At 57.6% G+C, this 22088-nt stretch carries 19 protein-coding genes; 8 read left to right on the plus strand and 11 right to left on the minus strand.

Annotated features, from left to right (window positions below):
- The first annotated feature begins 347 nt into the window (after window positions 1–347).
- Window positions 348–704, plus strand: a complete 357-nt coding sequence (locus Cth01_RS20295) for a hypothetical protein (RefSeq protein WP_139032115.1) — start codon at window positions 348–350, stop codon at window positions 702–704.
- A gap of 123 nt (window positions 705–827) precedes the next feature.
- On the opposite strand, the gene Cth01_RS20300 is transcribed toward Cth01_RS20295, so the two are convergent.
- Window positions 828–1310 (minus strand): GNAT family N-acetyltransferase, encoded by a 483-nt coding sequence (locus Cth01_RS20300; RefSeq protein ID WP_041744042.1) that lies wholly within the window; start codon window positions 1308–1310, stop codon window positions 828–830.
- A gap of 629 nt (window positions 1311–1939) precedes the next feature.
- Between Cth01_RS20300 and Cth01_RS20305 the strand changes: the two genes are divergently transcribed.
- On the plus strand, window positions 1940–3640 hold the full coding sequence (locus Cth01_RS20305) for a GGDEF domain-containing protein (RefSeq protein WP_233425237.1): 1701 nt from the start codon (window positions 1940–1942) through the stop codon (window positions 3638–3640).
- Between the two features lie 1354 nt (window positions 3641–4994).
- On the opposite strand, the gene Cth01_RS20310 is transcribed toward Cth01_RS20305, so the two are convergent.
- The 9 genes from Cth01_RS20310 to Cth01_RS20350 form a co-directional block, all read right to left on the minus strand.
- Window positions 4995–6056, minus strand: a complete 1062-nt coding sequence (locus Cth01_RS20310; RefSeq protein ID WP_045840253.1) for an NAD(P)/FAD-dependent oxidoreductase — start codon at window positions 6054–6056, stop codon at window positions 4995–4997.
- Between the two features lie 133 nt (window positions 6057–6189).
- Entirely contained in the window at window positions 6190–6633 is a 444-nt protein-coding gene (locus Cth01_RS20315; RefSeq protein WP_045840254.1) for a lipocalin family protein, read from the minus strand.
- Between the two features lie 228 nt (window positions 6634–6861).
- Window positions 6862–7650, minus strand: coding sequence for an SDR family NAD(P)-dependent oxidoreductase (locus tag Cth01_RS20320; protein ID WP_012838016.1), 789 nt, complete (start codon window positions 7648–7650; stop codon window positions 6862–6864).
- Window positions 7651–7655: 5 nt separating this feature from the next.
- Entirely contained in the window at window positions 7656–8216 is a 561-nt protein-coding gene (locus Cth01_RS20325; RefSeq protein WP_012838017.1) for a DUF3833 domain-containing protein, read from the minus strand.
- Window positions 8213–9505 carry an MFS transporter gene (locus tag Cth01_RS20330; protein WP_045840210.1) on the minus strand — a complete coding sequence of 431 codons (1293 nt, stop codon included), beginning with the start codon at window positions 9503–9505 and terminating at the stop codon, window positions 8213–8215. The genes Cth01_RS20325 and Cth01_RS20330 overlap by 4 nt, the downstream gene beginning before the upstream one ends.
- A gap of 13 nt (window positions 9506–9518) precedes the next feature.
- Window positions 9519–10088, minus strand: coding sequence for a chalcone isomerase family protein (locus Cth01_RS20335; RefSeq protein WP_174447123.1), 570 nt, complete (start codon window positions 10086–10088; stop codon window positions 9519–9521).
- Window positions 10081–11352 (minus strand): SAM-dependent methyltransferase, encoded by a 1272-nt coding sequence (locus Cth01_RS20340; RefSeq protein WP_045840211.1) that lies wholly within the window; start codon window positions 11350–11352, stop codon window positions 10081–10083. Before Cth01_RS20340 ends, Cth01_RS20335 begins: the two co-directional genes overlap by 8 nt.
- Window positions 11349–12101, minus strand: a complete 753-nt coding sequence (locus tag Cth01_RS20345; protein ID WP_012838021.1) for a DUF1365 domain-containing protein — start codon at window positions 12099–12101, stop codon at window positions 11349–11351. The genes Cth01_RS20340 and Cth01_RS20345 overlap by 4 nt, the downstream gene beginning before the upstream one ends.
- On the minus strand, window positions 12098–13447 hold the full coding sequence (locus Cth01_RS20350; RefSeq protein ID WP_045840212.1) for an NAD(P)/FAD-dependent oxidoreductase: 1350 nt from the start codon (window positions 13445–13447) through the stop codon (window positions 12098–12100). The genes Cth01_RS20345 and Cth01_RS20350 overlap by 4 nt, the downstream gene beginning before the upstream one ends.
- 145 nt (window positions 13448–13592) lie before the next feature.
- Between Cth01_RS20350 and Cth01_RS20355 the strand changes: the two genes are divergently transcribed.
- Window positions 13593–14228, plus strand: coding sequence for a TetR/AcrR family transcriptional regulator (locus Cth01_RS20355; RefSeq protein WP_034408419.1), 636 nt, complete (start codon window positions 13593–13595; stop codon window positions 14226–14228).
- A 103-nt stretch (window positions 14229–14331) separates the two neighbouring features.
- Here the strand turns inward: Cth01_RS20355 and Cth01_RS20360 are convergent, their stop codons facing one another.
- On the minus strand, window positions 14332–14829 hold the full coding sequence (locus tag Cth01_RS20360) for a nuclear transport factor 2 family protein (RefSeq protein WP_012838024.1): 498 nt from the start codon (window positions 14827–14829) through the stop codon (window positions 14332–14334).
- Between the two features lie 537 nt (window positions 14830–15366).
- Between Cth01_RS20360 and Cth01_RS24155 the strand changes: the two genes are divergently transcribed.
- The 5 genes from Cth01_RS24155 (at window position 15367) to Cth01_RS20385 (ending at window position 22065) form a co-directional block, all read left to right on the plus strand.
- Window positions 15367–15810 carry a hypothetical protein gene (locus Cth01_RS24155; RefSeq protein ID WP_156160283.1) on the plus strand — a complete coding sequence of 148 codons (444 nt, stop codon included), beginning with the start codon at window positions 15367–15369 and terminating at the stop codon, window positions 15808–15810.
- Window positions 15811–15923: 113 nt separating this feature from the next.
- Entirely contained in the window at window positions 15924–17183 is a 1260-nt protein-coding gene (locus Cth01_RS20370) for a TolC family protein (protein ID WP_233425238.1), read from the plus strand.
- Window positions 17184–17299: 116 nt separating this feature from the next.
- Complete coding sequence (locus Cth01_RS20375) at window positions 17300–17791, plus strand: hypothetical protein (RefSeq protein ID WP_045840257.1); 492 nt, start codon at window positions 17300–17302, stop codon at window positions 17789–17791.
- Window positions 17788–18906, plus strand: a complete 1119-nt coding sequence (locus tag Cth01_RS20380) for an efflux RND transporter periplasmic adaptor subunit (RefSeq protein ID WP_045840214.1) — start codon at window positions 17788–17790, stop codon at window positions 18904–18906. Before Cth01_RS20375 ends, Cth01_RS20380 begins: the two co-directional genes overlap by 4 nt.
- A 15-nt stretch (window positions 18907–18921) precedes the next feature.
- The gene (locus Cth01_RS20385) at window positions 18922–22065 is read left to right on the plus strand and encodes an efflux RND transporter permease subunit (RefSeq protein WP_045840215.1); all 3144 of its coding nucleotides are present in this window, start codon (window positions 18922–18924) and stop codon (window positions 22063–22065) included.
- Window positions 22066–22088 lie beyond the last annotated feature (23 nt).

The raw sequence follows: 22088 nt of genomic DNA on the forward strand, positions 1-22088 counted from the left end.
CAGCTCTTCCGGCGGCATCTTGATCAGCTTGGGGTAGGCGTTGTTGTGGGCCTTCCAGCGCCGAAGGAACGTGTGGCATACGCACTTATGGACTGTGTGGATCGGTGATTCATCGGTCATAGCACTATTGTCTTAGAGGAGGCGTGGCATCGACCGGTTGAATCCTCTGCCACTAGCCGTCATTCGATCATTGACCTCTCGCGCTTATCGCTGAATGCAGTCTTCAAATTCTTTAGGCTTGCACAAAAGGATTCGTTGGCTTAGCCGCAATCATTCCTGAAGCGAAGTCTTTTTTGAGTGACAACGTCATATTGTTTCTTGTCTAAAGCTATTGAGGGCTCAACTCTATGGTTACTTGGGGCGCATTGATTGTTGGACTGCTGGCATTTATGGCGTGGGCTTTTGCCTTGTTTCGCGGGTTACTGGCCGCCATAGTGACTCAACGCATCAACGCACTCATCGCCATTGCAGTCTATTGGCTGTCTCTTGCTGTATTAGTGCGCTCAGTTTGGTTGGTGGTGATCCAGTTTGCTAGTCATCTGTATGCAATCAACCCATTGTTTTGGGGTGCGGCTCAACATAGCGCCTTGGCATGGGTGTCAGTCGTTGGTAGTTGCCTTTCCGTCGCTATCGGACTTATCTTCGCTTTTGAGTTTTCATGGCGAGTTTGGGCTCATGCACAAAGTCCCAACACCTTTACCTAGTCAGCCTGTTAGCGACTGCCTGCCCCACCTCATGAACAGTCCTTTGCCGTTTGCTGTTACTGGCCAAAGCTCGTCGGTTATATGGTTGCCAGACAGGAGCCCGACTTCAGAAGCTCTGCTCTATTATGGAACGAGTTTATTGGGTGCATGAAGGCGAAAACGCTGAAAGCGAGCACCTTCAATGTTTACTTCTCCGTCAGGCTGGAAGCCTAGCCTGAAAATTCCTTTGATTCTTGTCCTTGAGGATGGAAGCAAAATTGTGATTGATTCTAGCCTTAGAGAGGTGAATGCCCGTTTAACGATCTCGTGATAAATTACTTTTCCACTCCCCCAAAAATCAGGGTGAAGCACTAAAGCCAGGTCAGCATCACCTTTCTCGTACTGCAAGCCACCCCAACCAGCAAATTTCTGATTAATTAGAAATGCCCACGGACCGTAGCCATATTGTTGCCACTGTGCGTCTTTTTGCTGGACCCATTCTTTTGCCTTCGAAAGATCGAAATTTGCACTTCCAAGCGGCATTTGCCTTAGCACATCGGGATTGTTGTTGAGCGAAATGATGTCTATCAGGTCGATTTCTGTAAGGCGCTTGAATTCCAAGGTCATGCTGAAGCTAAATATGTTTGTCTATCGACTCGCAATAGCATATCAAAGCGGTGCTGGCTGGCTGCTGCGTCTTCAACTGACAGGCAGCTCTTGGTGGTTTGCAGGGCAGCGCTCATTGGGAAAGCCATATCGGCCTGGAGTACACAACAGAGGGCACGTCCTCATCAAGCATCATCACTATACGGCTTGCGCACTACACCTGACATTGTGTTTTTGTGTGTGCGTGGCCAGTATTCGTTCAGCGTGTCAGTCACCTCTATGACTGTGAGAGTTCCCTCAACCGGGGTGGATTCTGGATGTTCCTTTTTAATCATCTCCTCGGAGCAGAGGTGCCTGGTGGTGCGCCACTTACCGAGCTTGTCTTGACAGCGCCAGTTGTAGTGATGTTCGATGTGAATGTGAACCCCATTTTATGCTGTTTATTTATACAGCATTAGAGAAATCCGACTTGCTAGTCTGTACGTATGTGCAACCGCAACTACACCCCGTCAGAGATCAAGATTGAGCGCCACTTTCTCATCGGCCGGGAGTTTCAGGGCTGGAGGAGGAATAAGCGCAACAGTAGCGTAGCGGCTGCGCCGACAATATTGGGCGCTATGCGCCTGAGCCGTCTTTTCCTTTGCACCACTGTGCTGTTACTCAGTCTGGTCTCGTTGATGCTGGTGCGCACGATGTGGACCGACTGGCAGGACGTGCGCCGTGCTGAATTCGGACTGGAGGCGATGGAGCTGGCCTATGCTGCCATGAAGGTCGCAGAACATGCCTCGGCCGAGCGAGGTCCTGCTATCCCGGTACTCAACGACCCGCCCTCGGACGCTTTGCGCAAGCGCTTGACGCAGTTCCAGTTGGAGACCGATGCGGCCTTCGATGTGGCGCTGACGCGGCTGCGCCGACGTGAGGAAGCCGAGCTGCTGACTGCCCTGCTGGTGTTGGAGCGGGCGCGCACGCAGATGCAGGCAGCCCGGCAAGAACTTGAACGGGTGGCGGTCCTTCCCCAGGCTGAGCGCGCGGCCGTCGATAAACGCCGCACCCGTCAGGTCATCGACCAGATGTTCGAAGTCGTCGACACGGTGCTAGAGGCGATTACCCTGCTGTCGGCCAGTGCCGAGCGAAGCCATCCCAGCCTGTCGCTGCCGCTGGTCGGCGCGCGCTACGCCGCTGAGCTGCGCGAGCATGCTGGCCGCTTGGGCTCGCAATTCACCGCACCGCTGGCAAGCGGTTCGCCGCTCGGCCCGCAAGAGCGCGACGGCATTCCTCGAATGCTCGGCCGCATCGAGCAGCTCAAGGCTCTGCTGGATGTAAAGGCGCGCACCAGTCTCTCCGATCCGCGCATTGACGCCGCGCTGCAGGCCCAGCAGGAACGCTATTTCGGTCAGAGTTTGCCCTTTATCGCCGAGATTACCGCTCGAGGCCTTGCAGGCCTGCCCTATGGCATGGACTCGGCACAGTTTGTCTCCCGCCATGTCCCGGGGATGCGCAGCATCGTCGATCTGCGCGACACTCTGCACGAGGTAGGCCGCGAACAGACGCTGGAGAAGGTGGCGGCAGCCTGGCGGCGGCTGCGCGTCAACGCGCTGATTGGCTGCTGCATCCTGGTGCTGGAGGTTGGCGTTTTCATCACGCTGCGCCGCCGTGTGCTGTCGCCGCTGCTGCTCATCACCCAGCATATGATGGAACTGATGCGTGGCCGGCTGAACCGACAGCTACCCGCAGTCCAGCGCAGCGACGAGATCGGCGAGCTGCAGTCCGCGGTGCATGCGTTGCAGGCCAGTCTGCAACGAACCCAGGAGCTGGAGGCCGAGCGCGAAACCCTTATTACCGAGCTTCGCCAGCTCAGCCACAGCGACCATCTGACCGGGCTGATGAACCGCCGCGCCTTCGACGATCAGGCGCCGGCCCAGCTGGCCCAGGCCGAACGTCATCGTTGGCCGCTAGCGCTGATGCTGTTCGATTTGGACCATTTCAAGCGCATCAACGATCAGCATGGTCACGAGACCGGCGACCAGTTGCTACAGCATGCGGCGCAACTCGCGCAGGCCCAACTGCGCAGAGGCGATCTGCTGGCCCGCTATGGCGGCGAGGAGTTCATCGCGCTGCTGCCCGATTGCGATGACAAAGCGGCACTGGCCCTGGCCGAGCGCTTGCGCCAAGCCCTGCAGCAGCCGCTGCACCGGCCCGACGGCAGCATGCTGAACCTGAGTGCCAGCTTTGGTCTTGCGGTGCAGCCGGCTGGTCTCCAGTCCTCGCTGCCCGAACTCTTCAGCCGTGCCGACACCGCCCTCTACGCAGCTAAGGCCAAAGGCCGCAACCAGGTGCAGTTGGCTCTCTGAGCAGATCAAGTTATGCTCACAAAGCCGTAAAAAGCCATCTCTGATGACCGTTTGGATCGGCGATTCGTCTTTCATGGAGCACAGACTTTTGGTGCCGAGTGCTCATTTCATCTCGCGCTTCAATAATTGAACTCACTGCTGCATGAGTTACTTGCAGCACTAGAGGATGGCTTTGACCTCTAAGTGACCTGATGGCATGTATTTCCTCTCTCACGCTTTGGACTTTTCCAAGTAGACGCAGGTCTCTTATGAATGCGAAATTGTTTTCGCCAAGGTGGCTGACGGGAAAGACGCCCAGACCCCTCTAGGCAAATACCGCCAGTAGCGCGCTGTCGTGAAATTCACCAACGATGCGTGGGCGTAGTCCTTGAGTGTCGAACCAGCTATACAGCTTCAGGCGCTAGGCGGAGTGATTAGTCGGCAGCAGCACTGATAAGTCGTTCAGCTTGCTAGGAAAGCCTTAATGCTAACCCTTGCCGATCATGTGCGAGTGCCTGGACCATTCAACATACGCGTCTGCCAGCCGTTAGTTGGTAAGTCGTAGGATGGGGTTGTGCAGTGCAGGCTGACTCGCCTGCACTAGGCACCGACGGTGCAGGGCCAGCTCGCCCTGAAACTGCTCAAACTCACCCTCATGGCACACCAAACGCAGGTTCGTTGATACAACTATCGACTACCGTAACGTGTGTGCAAATAGTTTAGAAACACTATTTGGAAGGTCTACCGCTAGGGGGCAACCTTGCCACTCGTTGCTTCACGCACTTCATTGGGGATGACCTGGCCCAACTGGAAGTTCTCTTCGGCGCGAGAGAATGTGGCTATGTGCGTCTGTAGGCCGGCGGCGCGCAGGGCACCGACTTCGGCCTGTTCCTCGGGGGGCGGCGATGTCCTCACAGACGATGCGGTTGTCCCCACTGCCTGCGCTAGGCCGGGCAGGGTAGGGGCCTCACGCTGATTCAAAATGCTTAGCCGAGAGCGTAGTTGCTGGAAGCGTTGCAGCAGGCGTTGGTCAACCAAGCGCTGCGGTGCGGGCTGATGCGGACAGAGGCCCATTGGGTGGTGGCTTGTACATCGGCTAGGAATACCGCGGGCAGCAGGTGCTGCGCCCCTAGCTAGCAGGCTGCGTGCAGCACGGGCTGGTCGTGCAGGTGCAGGTCGTTGCGCAGCCATAACAGGCCGTGCTCATAGCTTCGCTCCGGGTGAAGGCGGCGGTTTGCGTTGGCAGCGGCAACATTCGGAGCAGTACTTAACCTATTCCCACATCTGGGCCCACTTTTTGCGTCAGGCAAACGGGTACCTCCAGCACGGGCAGGGCTTAGTTGGCAGTGTGGTGCACAGTGCGCTTCCAGTAAGTTTATCCGGCATGGGCGAGCAGTGCCATATGGACATGGCGGGCCAAGCTGATGCCGCTGAGCCAGGCGCCTTCCACGGTGCCGTTGTGCAGCCAGTCACCGCACATCCCCAAACTGGCAGCCGCGTCCCACCAGGAGCCCATGTTCAGCGGGTTGGCCGTGTCGGCATAGCGCCAGCGGTGGGCCGTCGCCTGCACGCTGGCCGGATCGGGGCCGCCCAGTTTCGCAAAGGCCTTTAACAGGACAGTTGTTACCGAGGCTGCGTCGTCTTCCACATGTGCCTCGCTCCATCTGCCGCTGGCGTGCAACAGCCAGGTTTCGGGGCCGATGCGCCCGGGCTTGCTGCTGTCGCGCGCAATCCAGTGCAGGGGGCTGTGCTCGACCAAGCAGCCGTCCACCGGCAGTGGCACCGGCTGGGCGCAGCGCACCATAACCGACCAGCAGGCGCGCATCCGGGTATTGTTTGACGGAGTGGTGGCTTCAGAAGACACGCCAGCCAGCAACTGCGCGGCCTGCGGTGCGAGCACAGCCAGCAGTAAGGTTTGGTAGCGCAGGGACTCGATGCCGTGCTCGAGGCTGCGCAGCAGCCAGCCATCGCCCGTATCGGCCTGCAATGGCTCGATGGTGGATTGCCATTGAAAGCGTACCGGGTTGGGACTATCCGTCATGCAGCGCACCGAATGTGCAGCAGGCGAGGTCATGCGCGGAGTGCCGACAAAGCGCTGCCCGGCGCTGGTTTGAGGCATGAAGCTTTGCCCATCGTAGCTGCCGATGCGGGCGGACCATGAAGCTACAGCCCCGGCTTGTTCCCACGTTGCTACCTGGGCGCGGAAGTCCGCATCGTGCGCCGTGAAGTACTGGGCGCCATGATCGCACTGCCAGTTCGCATCGCTATCGCTGCGGCGACGCGTGCTCATGCGCCCCGAAGGACCACGGCTTTTGTCAAACACATGCACCTGGTGCCCGGCATGGGCCAAGAACTGTGCACCGCTGAGCCCTGCCGTACCGGCGCCAATGATGGCAATGCGGTGGGCGGTGCTGCCCGCTGTAGGGTGAGAAGTCATCATTTCAATGGAGTGTCTGGCTGAGGTTGACTATCTGTGACTGGCACGAATGAGTCGGCTCACTGCGATGCAAAAGGCCGCGGTGCGAACTTCAAAGTCGTTTGAAAATGCTTGTACCTGGCGGCAATGGGCGCTATTGGGGCACCCGGATTACACGACTGAGATCTACGCCGAGACTTTGAGCCTTTAGCAGCAGCAAATGAAGTTGCTCCTCTGGGATGGACTTCTGGCGCGACAGCAGCCAAAAGTAATCCAGGCTACCGCCTATGACCAGACAGGTCTGGTATTCGTCGTCTAGGCTGACAACGTTATAGCCGCCGTAAAACGGGCCAAAAAACGAGACTTTCAGTGCCGCTACATTGGAGGGTCCTAAAAATTGGGCTTTCCCCTCGGCTTCGCGCCATTCCTGCTTGCGTGCGTCAAATCCTCGATTCAGCACGGAAATGCTGCCATCCGCGTTGAGCTGATAACGTGCTGCCACTTGGATCAGATTTTTCTCAAAGTGGTGATCAATGCGGGCCAGCTCATACCAAGTTCCAAGATAGCGATTGATATCGAAATGGCTCACCGGATCCACCCCACGAGGTACAGATACGGCGCAGCCCAATAAAGCCAGCTGGGTCCCTACAAAGACGGCCGCTAGCGCTGTAGCGCGCATGAAAGAGCTTCTTGAAATATGCATAAAGCGTCTCGATAGTGTGAAGTAAACAGAGACCACGGCAGGCTCTGCTGTACGAGATTCAGGCTGAATGGCAACAGTGCATCGGCGTATGCGCACTTGAATTGCAGACGGCTGCGGGTGAGATCACATTCCAGTGACACGACGTACCGCCGAGAAATACCAGCTGTCGGGCAGGCAGCGCATGAGCTTTACCCAGCGGGTGAAGCGACGGGGAAAGTTCATTTCAAAATGCCCAAGCTTCCAGCCGCGCAAGATATGCTGAGCCGCTTCTTCAGAGCTGATGAGGGCTGGCATCTTGAAGCTGTTTTGTGCCGTTAACGGGGTATCGACAAAACCGGGGTTGATGATGGAGACGCCCAAGCCCCGAGGGTGCAGATCCAGATAGAGGTTCTCTGCCAAGTTGTTGAGTGCGGCTTTGGTGGGGCCATAGGCCAGCGACATGGGTAGTCCCCGGTAACCGGCTACACTGCCGACCAGAGCCAGGTGACCACGTCCTGCGTCCAACAGCATCGGTATGACAGCGTCCAGCAGTTGCAGGGCACCGACATAGTTGACCGCCAGATGCTGCTTCATCTCAAGCAGGTCGAAGGCTGTCGCGCGTTGAGGTCTGTACCTGCCTGCGCAATACAGTACCAGATCCGGCGCCCCTGCATAAGCTTTCACCGTCGCAGTGGCCTCAGCCATGGTCTCGGGCTGGGTGACATCCAGCGGCAGGACCAGAAAGCCGCTGCGGCCAAGGGTCAAGGAATGCAGGGCAACTGCATCTCTGGCCGATACGATGACCCGAGCGCCTTGCGCATGTAGGGCCTCTGAGGTGGCTCGCCCTATGCCTGAAGAAGCGCCGACTATCCAGGCACATTTCCCTTGCCAGTGGGACAGCGGCGGATTGAGCCTTGCGTGCAGCAGCGACATCGCACTTACTCCTTGATGAAGGACAGAGTCACATCGCCCAGGTGAACACCGAATTTGCTCATGACAGCACGGTTGAGCATGGTCCGCGAATCCATCAGATACATCCAGTCATCCATACTCACGTTCCAGACCTTGCCGTTCACTGGCAGGGCCAGCACATAGTTCCAACGGAAGGCGTTGCCAGCCGTCTGGCCCTGAGCCTGCCCCACCACGTCGTCTGCGTTTCCGCTATAGCGGCCATCACCCAGATACTTCAGGTGCCAGATGCGTTGCTGCGTGCTGCCGTCGCTGTAGACAAAGTGCTCGTCGAGCACACCTTCGTCGCCGTTCCATTTGCCTGTCATGCGCACGGTGAAGCGCTTGACAACTTTTCCGGATCTGTCCGTGAACAAGCCGTGAGCGGTCAATGGTCCGTTGAAGTATTGACGCAGATCCAGTTCTGGGCGCTCCTGGGCATATTCCTGCACAGACGGACCCGCACAGCCGGCCAGCATTCCCATAAACGTCAGTCCTATTGCTGCGCGGCGCCAAGGCAGGAATGAGAAAGTACTTGTCATGGATTTCATTTCAGTCTCCAAGATTGGTGCAGGCGCTCGCCATGCCACAGGCAAGCCCAGGCCATCAGTTTGAACAGGCAGGGAAGGCCTCCATATGCCCATGCCAGTGCCTGCAAGCCGGCAGGGTCGGTCGTGCCGCTGCGGTATCCCATTGCGGCAAGAAGCGGCAGGCACAGTCCAGCTGCCAATGCCAGATTGAGCTTGGCAGCACAGGCCCACCAACCTAGATAGCGTCCCTCTGCAGAGCCTCCTTGGCCAGACTCGTGGATGACGCCGGTCAGTAAAGCCCCAGGCAGCGCCAGATCTGCCCCGAGGGCCAATCCGCTTGTCAGACAGATGATGGTGAAGATCCAGCTGTCGCCGGCCCCGAGCCAGGGGGTGATGGAAAATGCGACCACGCTCGCCAGCATGCCGGCGCGCCAACTGGGCGCCAGCCCCCAGCGCGAGACAGCCTTCACCCACAGTGGCAATCCCGCAGCGGCGGCACCGAAATAGCACAATAGAAGTAGTGGCTGCAGATCCGGCGCATGCAAGCGATCCATCACGAAGAACGGCAGCAGTGTGGCGGGTATTGCTGCTGCCACGCCGTTGAGCATGAATACAGATAGCAATCTGCGAAAACTTGCGTCCGCCCATGGTGAGGGCATAGCAGGCTTGGTGTGCAGTTGCACGGTGGACGCCGGTATCGCACTGGACCGTTGCAGGCTATGCAGCCCTAGCAAGCCCAGGACAAGCGCCATCATGAGCACCAGGCTGGTGGAATCAAAACCCAGCCAGGTAGGCAGCACGCTAGCCAGCAGCACGCCAGCGAGGGTGGCGCCTTCGCGCCAGGCCGTCACGCGCGCGCGCCAGTCGGGCTCGCCGCCCCAGCGCGTGCCCCAGGCCTGGTGCAAGATGCTCACGGCGCTATAGGCCAGAGTGCAGAGCAGCAGGCTGGCAGCCAGCCAGCCCAGTAGACCAGCCTGGCTGGCGTTTGGAGGATGCCACAGCGCAGCGAAGCCCAATGCCATGAGCACGCTGCCCAGCACCGCGGCCAGCCATGCGGCACGCAGCCCGCTCTCCAGCAGGCGATCGGCCATGCGTCCCAGGGCTGGGTCGAGCACCGCGTCCAGAGCGCGGGTGGCAAGCAGTACCGCCCCCAGGCCAGCCAAGGGCACCCCGGCGGCCACTGCATAGTGATGAGGCAGGTTGACATACAGCGGCAGCGACACAAATGCCAGCGGCACCCCGAGACCTCCATAAGCGAGCCCCACACGCCAGGGCAGCGGCTTGGATGGAGCTGAGCTGGGGGAGGGCATGGTCTTTGTCTCCTCAGCGCTTGCCCAGCAGCGCAGCGCGTAGGCCAGGCGCCGAAGTCTGATCAGACAGCCAGATGCCAAAAAACAGGCGCGCGTACTCTGCATCCTGCAGGCGTGCGGTTTCGCGTCCATTGTGGAAAAAGCTCACATCGCCGGCTCCGTCAGTCAAGCCCAGCAGTCGATCCTGCGCAGCGACATCAGGAAAGGCCTGCTTCATCATCAGCAGCCACTGGCGTGCCTGTGCTTCGGAGAAGCTGCCCACGCGCCGCATCTCGGCCACCGATCGCTCGGCGATGGCCTCACCCTCCAGCTTGCGGTCATAGACCAGCTCCAACGCGAACGGCTGGCGTGCATAGTCCGTCGGCTCGAAGTCCGCCTGCGCCCAGAGACGGGCCTCGTAGACCCGCAGGCCAAAAAAGCGCAGCACGCCGCTTCCGATCAGGCGCGCCGAGGGCAGGGTGGAGCGCAGCTCCGCAGGGGCGGCAGGCGTAGCTGCCAAGAGGTTGTTGGTCATTAGAGTCATAGTGGGAGCAAGAAGGCTGACGCTCCAGACCAGGGCTTGGCGCCGTCGAATGTCATGCATGGTCAGGCCTGCGCAAAGTGAACTGGACCACATCGGTGTTGCCCGTATCAAAGGCCGCTTCGCAATAGGCCAGGTAAAACCTCCAAATGCGCACAAAGCGCTCATCGAAGCCCAGGCTTCGCACCTCATCAAGGCGCTGCTCAAAGGCGTGACGCCAGCGTCTGAGCGTTTCGGCATAGTCCTTGCCAAAGCGCATCTTCTTTTCCACCGTCAGGCCGGCGCGTTGGGCCTCTTGCTCGAAGGCCGTAACGCTCGGTAACAGACCGCCTGGGAAAATGAACTGCTGGATGAAGTCGGTGGAGTGCAGATAGCGCGCAAACAGGTCTTCGCGCAGGGTGATGGATTGCAGGCAAGCGTAGCCGCCGGGCTTGAGGCAGTCGCGTAACGCCTGGAAATAAGTACGCCAGTATTCATGCCCGACAGCCTCGAACATCTCGATGGACACAATGGCATCAAAGGGCTGTGTTGCATGTTCAGCCGCCAGATCCCGGTAATCCTGGTAACGCAGGTCGACCTGTGCCTGCAAGCCTGCTTGTGTGATGCGCTGCATGCCCCACTGCAGCTGCTCGCGCGACAAGGTGACGCCGGTCACCTGCGCGCCAAATTGCGTGGCGGCCGTCTCTGCCAGCGCCCCCCAGCCACAGCCGATTTCCAGCAGGCGCTGACCAGGCTGGAGTCCTGTCTCACTCAAGGCACGTCTTATTTTGGAGCGCTGTGCCTGCTCCAGGTCGGTCGCTTGCAAGGGCGTACCGCTGAGCCCTTCGAACCAGGCAGAGCTGTAGCTCATGGTGGGATCCAGCCACAGCCGATAAAAATCGTTACCCAGGTCATAGTGGGCATGAATGTTTTTGGCGCTGCCCGCCCGCGTATTGCGGCGAAGCAGGTGGCGCAGCCTGAAGCCCAGGCGACCCCACCAGTGGCCGTACACCAGTTGCTCCAGGTGATCGCGATTGCTGATGCAAAGACGCAACAGGGCACTGAGGTCAGAGCTGTCCCATTGGCCCTCGATATAGCCCTCGGCCAGCCCGATATCGCCCGAGCTCAGGATGCGGTCCAAAGCTTCCCAGTGCTGGATTGCACAGCGTGCATCTGCTTCCGCTGTGATCTGCTTCGGGAAATGGCGCACTCGTCCATCAGGCAATTGCAAATCCAGTTGGCCGTGCGGCAAATGCTCCAACAGCTTCATGACGCGACTGGCGCTGCGTGGCAGGGAGCGCGTTGAACCGGCGGACTTGCTCAGTAGGGGGACAGTGGTCGTGTTCATCGTGTTACAAAGCGCTTGGGCGCAGGTGGTTTGCGATGGAAAGGAAGCCGCTTCGCCCAAAGGCGGAGTGCCTGCCAGTGGATGCGGAAGATGACTCCGAGTGTCATCAGCGGCGTGCCGAAGAAAGCCTGGCGCACTGTGGAGGTGTTCAAGGGATGCAGTGTCCCTTCGACGCCCGTGCGCAGCAGCGGCCCTGTCTCGTCGTAGAGATCCACGAGCGCCAGATTGGTGCTTTCACTGCGTTTGAAGCGGAAGCGATACTCTCCCTGGGTCTCGCAAAATGGTGAGACATGAAAGCACTTGTGCGCCACATGCTCGCAATCCCAGGCGAGCTGAGGTCCTGCGAGAAGATAGGCATGACGCTCACCAAAGGTGTTGTTGACCTCGGCCAGGATTGCTGCCAGCGTGCCATCTGCTCGGTGTGCGTACCAGAAACTCACCGGCTTGAAGGCATAGCCCAGCACGCGGGGAAAGGTATGCAGCCAGATTTCTCCATCTGCATCCCGGATACCTTCTTCCTGCAACAGCTTTTCGAACCAGGCCAAAGAGTCGCAGCTGCCGTCGCCATGATCGCTGTCATGAAAGCTGAGCCAGCCGCGCCGATTGCGCCGCAGCACTGCAACCGGATGCTCACGCAGGCTTCGCATGGGAAGCAGTAGAAAATATCCGGGGTAACGGAATGCATGCTCGACTGGCCGAAGCCGGCGATGCCAGATATGGCCAAAGCCAATCAGAGGAGGAACGCTCATAGAGCTTCCTCCAAGATGGCCCCTGGGAGCACTGGTTGCTGTGTGTGGCTCAGAGAGTGGAGCACTCCATCGGCAGCTTCGAGACCTGAGCGTAAGCCATCTTCATGAAACCCATAGCCACACCAAGCGCCACAAAACCAAGTATTGCGCCTACCTTGTAACTCACCAACACGCTGTTGTGCAAAGATCGCAGCCTGGTCGAAAACAGGGTGGCTGTACTGAATACGCGCATGAACTTTGTTGTCGGCAACTGGTCGAGTCGGATTCAGTGAAACCAGTACGGGTTGCTGCCAAGGCAGGGGCTGTAAACGGTTGATCAGATAGTGCAGACAGACACCGGCATTCTCTGCGCTGAGGGAGGGTGCACGTTCATAGTTCCAGGCCGCCCAGGCTGCCTGGCGTTGCGGCAGCACGGCTGTATCGGTATGCAGAACTGCTTCATTGGGCTGGTATCGAATTCCACCTAGCACTGCACGCTCCAACGGTGTCGCATCTTGACCCAGCAAACGCAACGCCTGGTCACTGTGGCAGGCCAAAACAACCGCATCAAAATGCTCCGACCCATGGGGCATCTGCAGCATGACCCCATGCATATCGCGCTTCAAACTCAGCACTGGGGTATCCAATCTGGTTTCATGGCGACCATCCTGCTTAATTCGGGCAATCACGCGACGCACGTATTGCTGAGAACCGCCGCGCACGGTGTACCACTGAGGCCGATGTGTGACCTGGATCAGACCATGGTTGTGGCAAAAGCGAATCAAGGTGGCGACGGGAAAGCGCAGCATCTGATCCGTAGGGCAGGACCAGATGCATCCAATCATGGGCAGCAGATAGTCGCTGCGAAACGCTTTACCGAAGCCATGCTGGTCCAGAAAGTCCTCTATTGACGTATTGAGCTGTGCCTCGATCTGGCGTTCTGCGATATCTGTGGTCAGGCGGTTGAAGCGCAAGATCTCGAGCAGCATGCCGATAAAGCGGGGACGCAGCAGATTTCTGCGTTGAGCGAAAACTCCTCCTAAGGAGCTTCCGCTCCACTCAAGTCCGCACCTGCCATCGACGCTGGGAACTTGAACTGAAAAAGACATCTCGGAAGGTGCCGTTTCCACATTGAGTTCACTAAACAGCTGCGTGAGCATGGGGTAGGTACGATGATTGAATACTAGGAATCCTGTATCTACGCCATGGCTTACATCATCAAGGCAGAGCTCTAACGTGTTGGCATGTCCGCCGAAATGGCTGGTCGCTTCGATTAAGCAAACGCCGTGCGATGCTTGGGTGGTAGCCAGACGAAATGCGGCGGCCAGACCGGATATACCCGAACCGATAACAGCTATACGAGGCATGAAAGCTCCTTGAAGTATTGGGTGAACACTCAAGAAAACCGAAAAGATCAAATCTTGAACTGCTTAGTTCAAACTATAAACCTTAAATTTCAAATTTGCACTACCTGGTGTGCAAGATGATCTTGTGCGTCCTAAAATGTTGGCTATGAACGCTCGGTCAACAATCAAAGAACAAATTCAACGTGTACGGGAAGAGGCTGTCGTGGCGGCGGTGAACCGCCTTTTGGCGACTAAGGGCTACGACGCGATGACGGTGGATGAGGTCGCTGCTGAAGCAGGAGTCGCCAAGGCCAGTCTGTACAAGTTGTTTACTTCCAAAGAAGAGCTAGCCGGCGCAGCGATGGTCGGCGTGCTGGATCGTGCTTTGAGTTTTGTGGATGGCTTGCGCCGAGAGGCCGAGCAGGTAGCCGAATCCGGTCAGAGCACTCCTGCGCTGGATCAGCTCAAAGCAGTCGTGCGGTGGGCTATGCAAACGCAACTGGAAGGACAAATGCCCTCACTTCCGGCGCAAAATTCGAGTCTCAGCGCCTCATTGCAATCGAACGACGAGTACATGGATCGACTCATTGCGTTGAGCAATAGGCTCAGTACGTGGATTACCGAAGCCCAGACAGGTGGTCATTTGCAATTGCGACTACCCGCTGAACTAGTACTCTACACTCTGTTCGCGCGCGCCTGCGATCCGGTCGTGGCATTGCTCAAGGAGTCAGGCCAATACACGCATGACCAGATCATCGACTGGGTAACAAGCACGACTTTCGATGGTTTGGCCGTGAGATAGCGCTGCTCTCTCTTTGCTTTAGGGTTCGGAAGATTCGGACGATATTGATGGTGGGAAAGCCATCTCTTGCCATCGTGGCAAAGATCGCCTCTAACGCCAATTGCTAGGATGCAGAGCCATTCGTGTGTACTGACTTTGCAGGCGCCGAAACCCTACGGCGCAACCAGCGCATCAAGACCCCAAGCAACGGCAATTTCTCATACAACTCTTCTGCGGTGTCCCAGTAATCACGGTGGTGTGTTACGCGGCCTTCGCAATCGAAGCAAACAGAAGAAGCGCCGCGAATGCACTGCTCAACCTCGGATCGCCAGTGACCCAGCCGAAAACGGAACTCCCATTCCAGAAATGCGCGATGGCCTTGCACCAGAGTCTGGGTAACTACAAAGTGTGGCTCCTGCAACGAGGAAAACATGTGTTCAAAAATGCTGGCGATCGCTGCCACCCCACGAACTTCGTTGAAGGGATCTTTGAAGTAGGCATCCACCGCATAGTACGCGTCAAGCCGTTGTAGATGTTCTCCTGTCAGCCCTTCGTAGAACTCGACAAGCCTCTGAACAGCAACCCGACTGTCGTGGTTGCACGAAAATTTGTCCACATTCATTGACTACTACCTGATGGTAAGCGCGTTATTAGGACAAGGCGAGCATAGAACACAGGCTTTAGGAAGCAGGCTTAACTTGCAACTCCCAAATAATAGTAGTTGCTCTGGTATGGCTAGGAGACTTTACTTGTGCTCTACCGGGACTCATTTAGGACTGAGTTTTCCCTAGGCGGATTTGCCGCCTGGGGCGAAGCCAGCTAGATGAAGAGGAGGATTCTTCCATCTTACCGGCCTGTGGACATAGAGGTCCACATTGTTGAGTTAGTAGTTGTGAGTGTTAGAAGTCGCTGCACGAACATCGAATTTCGTGAGCTCTAAGGAGGGATCGCGGTAGCGTTAGCGTTAGTCGTTCGAACACTCAATCTAGAGTCTGTGGTCGACTCATGCGTATTCCTGTTGAATTGACCGCCTGTGCGGTTGTGGCTGACCGGTCTACTGGTCGTGACCGACTGAGTTCGGCCAGAAGCTGACCTTCATAACTTTTTATCGAGTGACCGCTTGCTGCCTCAAAGGAGGCGTTATTCAAACTCAGCCACGATGAGCGATGCCGACTGGCCATCACCATCAGCAATTTCTCAGCAGCCACAAATGTCGTGGGGTAACTCTGCTGCATATAATTTCAGACCTATGATCCGCCGTCTGGCCATGTTCTTCGTGATGCTGAGCGTCTTCTGGCAAGCCCTTGCTGTGGCTGGCCAGATGCCTGTCTTTGCGTCTCATGAAGCACTTGAGCATGCGGCGATGCATCTTCAAGAGGAAGGTCACCATCACAATGACGATGGTGCGGTTGAGCTTGATGAATCCTCTGATTCCAAACTGCACATGATGGCCAATGGGATGCCATCTGCAGCGCTCGAAGCATTCACCCTGAGTGTTCCGGTGCCCGACTGGGGAAGCTCTCCACTCTGCCCGGTCGTCGATTCCATGCTCCCCCATCCCATCCTGGAAGGGCTTCGACGGCCTCCCAGACACACTGCCTAGCTCACTTTAGGTCGGCTTCATTCGCCTGAAGCCATCCCTTTGTTCGTGCGAGCCATGCCTGTCGCGGTACATAGCGACGGCATCCCGTTGCACTCAGAGCATTTAGAGGCTTTGTGAACCCCAAATTCATATGGAGGCTCTGCATCATTGCAGGGCTGACGTCGGCGTGCACTTCTTATGCACAGCCAATGGAAAGCGTTGCTGCGCCAAAAGCGAGCAGCAACATTCAAAAAACAACCTTGGCGACTGCCGTTGAGGCGGCCTGGAGCCGTGCCGTTGCCTCTGCAGAGGCGGCAGGTATCTCTCGCCAGGCCACGGCAGAAAAGAAAGCGTCAAGCGCTCTCTGGGCTGCACCACCCTCAGTGGAGCTGAGCCATCGAAATGATCGTCTGCAAAGCAATAACGGTGTCCGCGAAACGGAAGTGGCGTTAGCAGTCCCTCTCTGGCTTCCTGGTCAAAAAAGCGCCAAGCAGCAAGCCGCAGATTCGCTGTCATCTCTCTCTCAGTTGTCTGAAGCTGAGGGAAAACTGCGTGTTGCAGAGGTCGTCCGTGAGTTGCATTGGCAGATTGCTGAGTTGCAGGCCAGCCAATCTTTGTCAAAGCAGCAGACCAGCACTTTTGCGGCCATCGCATCAGACGTGGATAAACGTGTCAAAGCTGGTGATCTGGCAAGAGCAGATGCTTTGGCAGCCAAGGGGGAGCTTTTAAGCGCACAAGCAGCTCAGTCACAGGCTGAAACCCAGCTTGAAGCAGCGAAGCGCCAGTGGACAGCCCTGACAGGATTGGCCCAAACACCTGACGCTACGTTTGCGAGTGCTGAAAGCCCGTCTCCTCGCCAGTTGGCTGAGCATCCCGAGCTGTTGCGTGCAGAACAGCAAGTAGACCTAGCACGTAAGCGTTTGGACTTGGTTGCCAAATCGAATCGCAGTGCTCCAGAGTTGATCACCAAACTCAGGCAAGACATGCCAGGCCATGGCCAGGGTTCCGCCTACAGCCTGGGCCTTGCTGTTCGTATTCCTTTCGGCACAGACGATAGAAATGCGCCACTGCAAGCTGCCGCATTGACAGAGCTAGAGGTGGCCCAAAGCAAAGAGCAGGTGCTTCGCGCGCAGCTGTCTGCCCGCATGGAAAGCGCCAAGGCTGCAGCAGAGGCAAGTCAGTTGCAGTTGCAGACCGAGCGTGAAAAAGCCTCTTTGCTTAACGAACGAGCCAAGCTGATTCGTACCTCCTTCAATACAGGCGAGACATCGCTCCCAGAGCTTCTGCGCGCAGCCATTGCCGCAGCTCAAGCCGACTACAGCGCTGCCCGGCAGGAGGCTGCATTTGGCCTCGCACGTGCACGTCTTCAACAAGCCTACGGACAACTGCCATGAATTCCCCGTTTTCAATTCCTAGCGTTGTGAAACGCTTGCTCTTACAGGGTGGCTTCGCCCTTTCTACAGGGATCGCCGTGGCATCCCCTGGTGCACACGGTCCCAATGGAGAGCATTTGGACGCAGCACCTACGGCGGGAGCCACTTCTTCTTCACCCCGACTTGAGGCCAAGTCCGAAAACTACGAGCTGGTTGGTCGTCTGCAGGGTGGCGAGTTCTCGATGTTCATTAATCGATTCGCCACCAATGAGCCTGTAGAGCAAGCCAAGGTGGAAGTCGAGCTGGGCCAACTGAAAGCCCCTGCGCCTTATCACTCGGATCAGGGCGACTATGCCGTGGCTGACGAGAAGTTTTTGGCAGAACTCGGCAAAAAAGGGTCACACGCGCTGGTGATCACGATTCTGGACGGCCAAGAGTCTGACCTGCTGGACGGCACTTTGGAAGTCGGGGCGACCCAGGCTGCAGCTGAGGCCACTCATGCTCATGGAGATGAAAACGCTTTGCTGTTTGGCGCATTGGCAATTGCGGCATTGGCCGCCGTCGGCGGATTGGGATGGCTCTTGGGCCGTGGCTCTAACAGCAAGGTAGCAAAGGGAGGCGCCCAATGAAGCGCACCGTCATCATGTCTGCGGTCTTGGCCGTCACCATGGCTCAAGCCTCTCCGGGCGCTCATGGCCCCAACGGAGAACATCTGGATACGGCCTCGGCTGCTCCATCGGCAGCGGGTTTGAGTCGCCTGCCTGATGGCAGCGTCAATGTGCCCATGCTGTCCCAGCGTCGATTGGCAATACGTACGGAAATTGCCTTGATGTCCGAAGCAAGCGCAACCATCGAACTGCCAGCCAAAGTCATTGCGGACCCCAATGCAGGTGGCCTGGTTCAGACGGTTGTGGGCGGAAAGATTGAGGCCAGAGCCCAAGGCTTGCCGTTCGCTGGCAAGACTGTACGCAAAGGGGAAGTCCTGGCGGTCGTAGCTCATCACGCAGAGCCGCTGGCCTTGTCTGGGCAGCGTGCGCAGTTGGCCGAGCTCAGAGGTGCCCGCGAAATCGCGCAAAAACGTGTGGAGCGACTCAAAGGACTTGAAGGCACTGTCCCACGCAAAGAGATTGAAGCGGCTCAGACAGAGCTTGCAAGCCTAAGGGCACGTGAAAGCGCAATCGGCGGCGGTCTTGCTGCCAAGGAAAGCGTGGTGGCTCCCGTCTCGGGTGTCATCGCCAGCGCCAATGTGGTGCTCGGCCAGGTTGTCGAATCCAAGGATGTCTTGTTTGAGATCACCGATCCAGCCAAGGTCATGGTGGAAGCCACAACGGCTGATCCTGCTCTAGCAACCAACATCAGTGCAGCAACGATCAAAGCGACGCCGGGAGTCCGTTTGGAGCTCATTGGCGCTGGTCGAAGCTTGCGTGACGGCGTGTTGCCATTGACCTTCAAGGCGGTTGCTTCCGATGGTACGCAACAGCTACCGATTGCTATTGGCCAACCTGTCACCGTAATTGCCAACTCCAAGCAAAGCGTCAAAGGCTTTGTTCTTCCAGCACAGGCGATCACCCGCAATCCGGCCAATGAGCCAGTCGTCTGGATCAAGTCAGGTGCAGAGCGCTATATCCCGCAACCCGTGCAGTACCAAACGCTGGACGCGAACCGGATAGTCGTCACCAAGGGGCTTGGCGATGAAAACCGGGTCGTGGTTCAAGGCGCGGCGCTGATCGCACAAATCCGCTGAACTGTGAGGTGACACATGTTCAACTGGATTGTTCGCAACAGCCTGCACAACCGGCTGTTTGTATTAGCGTTCGCTGCGATATTGATGGTCTACGGGATCATCACGGCAGTCAAAACGCCTGTTGATGTCTTTCCGGACCTCAACAAACCTCTGATCACCGTTCTGACCGAAGCCGGGGGCATGGCCCCTGAAGAAGTCGAGCAGTTGGTGACTTTCCCCATTGAAACAGCATTGAATGGCATGCCGGGGGTCACTCGCGTGCGCTCCATGTCTGGGGTCGGTTTGTCGATTCTCTATGCCGAGTTTGACTGGGGCACTGACATCTACCGTAATCGCCAGTTGGTGGCGGAGCGGCTTGCGCTCGTACGCGAGCGACTTCCCTCCGATGTGGTGCCAGTGATGGGCCCTGTGTCTTCCATCATGGGTGAGGTCATGCTGCTGGCCTTGCCCTTGAATGTGAGCGAAAAAGGCGCATCGGCGGCAACACCCATGCAGGCACGGGAGTATGCAGACTTTGTGCTGCGTCCCCGATTATTGGCTGTACAGGGTGTTTCACAGGTCATTCCCATTGGTGGTGAAGTACGTCAATTGCGTGTGGAGCCTGACACCGCCCGGATGGCTCAGTTCGGCGTCACCCTTTCTCAGCTGGAAACGGCTCTCAAGGGGTTTGCTGGCAATGCCGGCGGTGGCTTCATCGACCTCAACAGCAAGGAATATCTGATCCGTCACATTGGGCGCACCAACAAGGTCGAGGACCTGCAGTCCGCTGCAGTGGCCTGGCGAGATGGCCGTCCAATCCGCCTGGAGCAAGTTGCCAATGTCCGGTTTGCTGCGGCCATGAAGCGCGGTGACGGTGGTTACAACGGATCTCCTGCGGTCATCGTCAGCGTTCAGAAGCAGCCTGAGGCCGATACCGTTCGCGTGACGCGTGACATCGAGCAAGCACTTCGAGAACTCAGCAAGGGCCGTCCTGAAGGCATCAACGAACCCAGAGCCCTGTTCCGACAGGCGGATTTCATTGAAGCCTCCATTGGCAACGTGACAGAGGCACTGCGTGATGGAGCCATCATGGTCGCCATCGTTCTGTTTGCCTTCTTGCTTTCAGCCAGAACCACTCTGATCTCACTGGTCGCAATCCCGCTGTCGCTGGCTGCCACGGCGCTGGTATTTCACTGGCTGGGTCAATCCATCAATGTGATGACTCTGGGTGGACTTGCCATCGCTATTGGTGAATTGGTTGACGATGCGGTGGTGGACGTAGAAAACATTCTGCGCAGACTCAAGCAAAACCGGGAGCTGGAGCACCCGGCGCCGACGCTTGAGGTTGTCCGCAAAGCCAGTGTGGAGGTTCGCTCCGGCATCGTCTATGCCACAGCCATCGTGGTGCTGGTGTTCGTGCCCCTGTTTGCTCTGCCAGGCGTCGAAGGCCGCTTGTTCTCGCCGCTGGGCATCGCCTACATCATCTCCATTCTGGCTTCCATGCTGGTGTCGATGACGGTGACGCCGGTACTGTGTTCCTACCTCCTGCCGAGAATGAAGCGCATTGATCACGGGGACAGTCCCATCGTCAGACGCCTCAAGCAATGGGATGAAAAGCTGCTGGCTTGGTCTTTCCCCAGAAGCAAGGCACTGATGGTTGCGGCCTTGGCTGCCGTCGTAATCGCGCTGGCCAGCGTTCCCTTCTTCCCGAGAGCGTTCCTGCCAGCCTTCAATGAAGGCTCGCTGGTTCTGGGCATGGTGTTCAATCCGGGGACGTCATTGGCAGAAGCCAATCGAATGGGCTCCTTGGCTGAGACCTTGATCATGGAGGTGCCCGAGGTCACCCAGGTTGGGCGCAGAACAGGTCGCGCAGAGCTGGATGAGCACGCAGAAGGGGTTCACTCTGCTGAGATCGACGTTGATCTGAAGCGCAGCGAGCGTGATCGTGAAGCCGTGATGGCCGATATTCGCGCAAAGCTGTCTGTGCTGCCCGCACAAGTTGCTGTGGGCCAGCCGATTTCTCACCGTCTGGATCACTTGCTGTCCGGTGTTCGCGCTCAGATCGCCCTGAAAATTTCTGGTGACGATACCGACACGCTGCGTGGTTTGGCCGAGCAGATGCGCCAAAGCCTTTCGAGCATCCCTGGCCTGGTTGACCTGACTGTCGAGAAGCAAGTGCTGATTCCTCAGATTACTGTGCATCTTGACCATCAGAAAGCCGCCCAGGTGGGGTTGGCACCCGGGGAAGCTATTCGGGTGCTGCAAGCGCTGACGGATGGAGCTCATGGTGCACAGATCGTGGATGGCCCTCGTCGCTACGAGCTGGTGTTGCGTTTGCCCGATGAGGGTCGTAGCCCGCAAGACCTGGCCCGAACCCTGATCGACACGCCGGCTGGCAGGATTCCTGTCTCAGCGATTGCGACGGTCTCCGAGACGGATGGACCCAACCAGATTGGCCGGGAAAACGGTCGTCGTCGCATCGTGGTCTATGCCAACACGGATGGATCAGACATGAGTCGTATCGTGCGTGACATCCGTGCAGCGATAGATCGCACCCAGCTGCCGACAGGCAATTCCATCTCTCTGGAAGGTCAGTTCCAGGCTCAGGAGCAGGCTGCGCAGAAGATTGCGTGGCTATCGCTGATGTCTCTGACATTGGTGTTCCTGGTGCTTTACACACGCTACCGCTCGACAACGCTGGCTTTGATCATCATGGCCAACATTCCTTTGGCACTGGTAGGCAGTGTGATTGCCATGTGGCTTTCAGGTATCACGCTCTCCGTGGCCTCCATGGTGGGCTTCATTACCTTGACGGGTATTGCGGTTCGCAACGGCATCCTCAAGGTGAGCCACTACATCAACCTCTGCAAGTTTGAGGGGGAGCAGTTCGGCCAACCCATGGTTGTCAGAGGCTCACTGGAGCGCCTGACGCCTGTGCTGATGACTGCACTGGTGGCTGCGTTCGCTCTCACACCTTTGCTGCTATCTGCCGATGCTGCTGGCAAGGAAATCTTGCACCCAGTTGCGGTGGTCATCTTTGGTGGCCTGGTGAGCTCCACGCTCCTAGACACCTTGTTGACTCCACTGATGTACCTGGCATTTGGCCGAAAGGCCACCGAAAAGCTCCTGGCTTCAAATCCAGACGCCGAAGGCACGCCCGAGCAGCAAGAAGCGTTTTAAAGCAATTACGGGCTTTGAGGCGC

This window comes from Comamonas thiooxydans, from assembly GCF_000964545.1.
In the GTDB taxonomy this organism is placed as follows: Bacteria; Pseudomonadota; Gammaproteobacteria; order Burkholderiales; family Burkholderiaceae_C; genus Comamonas; species Comamonas thiooxydans.